1 protein-coding gene is annotated in these 800 nt (G+C 55.8%); it reads left to right on the top strand.

The window, feature by feature from the left end:
• The coding region (locus E1297_RS01180) for an AMP-binding protein (protein WP_155132858.1) at positions 1-800 on the top strand (800 nt) is incomplete at both ends.

Genomic DNA, 800 nt, shown 5'->3' with positions numbered 1-800 from the left:
CATGCTGGAGGATGCTAGAGCGGGTTGGGTCATCACTACCCGTTCCGCGTCGGACCGGCTGCCGTCTTCCGGATGCGCTCAAGACACGGCGACCGTATCGACCGACTTGTTGGTTCTGAATCGATCGGGAACCGTGACAGTAATCGCGGCGCCCGCCCCTGGTCTTGATGACCGGCTGCTGGAAGACCGTTTGGTATCGGCAAACCCGGTTGGGCTAGCCTACATCATCTATACTTCCGGTTCCACGGGCCGCCCCAAAGGGATTAATGTTCAGCACAAGGCAATCACCGCGTTGATGCATCATGTCTATCCGTCGGTACGCAAAGACGGGCGTCTACTGCAGACCGGCCATCCGGTATTCGACGCGGTAACCTTCGAGTATTGGTTGCCACTATGTTTTGGGGGCAGCCTGATCTTGCCGCAGGACCAGATGTTGCAGGCGTCAACGATCCGGGAGGCGGCAGGGTCCTGCCTGATCGATACGTTATGGCTGACTTCGGGACTATTCAGCAGCATTGTAAAGCAAGATGTGACGGTATTTTCGGTAGTGCGAATGGTTCTGGTCGGCGGTGACTTCATTGACCGTAAGGCTGTTGCCCAGCTCAATACTCTGGATCAGCCGCCAGTTCTGCTCAATGGCTACGGGCCGACGGAAACCACTACCTTTGCGGTGGTCGGTCCAATCCCTTTTTCTAGGGCCGTGGATACTATTCTTCTCGGCAAGCCGTTGATGAATGTTCGGATCGCAATTGTGGACTCGGTTATCAACCTGGCACCTATAGGTGTTTGTGGTGAATTGC

It is taken from the genome of Roseibium sp. RKSG952 (assembly GCF_009711355.1).
This window is presented reverse-complemented; position numbering and strand designations above follow the sequence as displayed.